This window comes from Acinetobacter sp. 25-47-130 (genome assembly GCF_056779705.1).
The window spans coordinates 1-598 of sequence record NZ_JBWYII010000021.1 but is presented as its reverse complement, the minus strand read 5'-3'; the positions used below and the strand labels follow the sequence as shown (position 1 = coordinate 598).

General features: G+C 43.6%; 1 protein-coding gene. It reads right to left on the bottom strand.

All coding sequences use genetic code 11. The features are described 5' to 3' along the window. A partial coding sequence (locus AC1M83_RS14155) for an enolase C-terminal domain-like protein (protein ID WP_481590940.1) occupies positions 1–598 on the bottom strand: 598 nt, incomplete at both ends.

The window sequence follows — 598 nt, the reverse complement described above, 5'->3', positions numbered from 1 at the left end:
GCTTCTAACTCAGACCAAGCACGGTTCACATCGACACGGATAGAAATATCAGCACCTAACGCTTTTTTGATGGTGAGAACATGCTCAACATCTGCTTCTACAGCACGAGAACCAATTTTTAATTTAAAGAAGTTATGACGCTTAGCTTCGATCATCTTTTTCGCTTCAGCGATATCTTTATCCGTATCACCAGAAGCCAACACCCAAAGCACAGGGACGCTGTCACGCAGACGGCCACCTAGCACTTCAGACAGAGGCAAGCCTAAACGTTGAGCTTGAATATCGAGTAAAGCAGTTTGAATGGCACATTTTGCAAAACGGTTGCCATTAATATTCTTCTTCAACACTTGCATAATTTGAGCAACGTTGAGATCAGTAAAAGTTTTGAGTAGTGGAGCAAAATAAGTATCGATATTGGTTTTGATACTTTCAGGGCTTTCTTCACCATAGCCTAAGCCACCGATGGTGGTTGCTTCGCCCCAACCAATGAAACCATCCGAAGTTTCGATTTTAATGAGGACTAAGGTTTGAGTTTGCATCGTTGCGACCGCCATCTTGTGTGGGCGGATCGTCGGGATTTCAACGAGCAAGGTTTCAA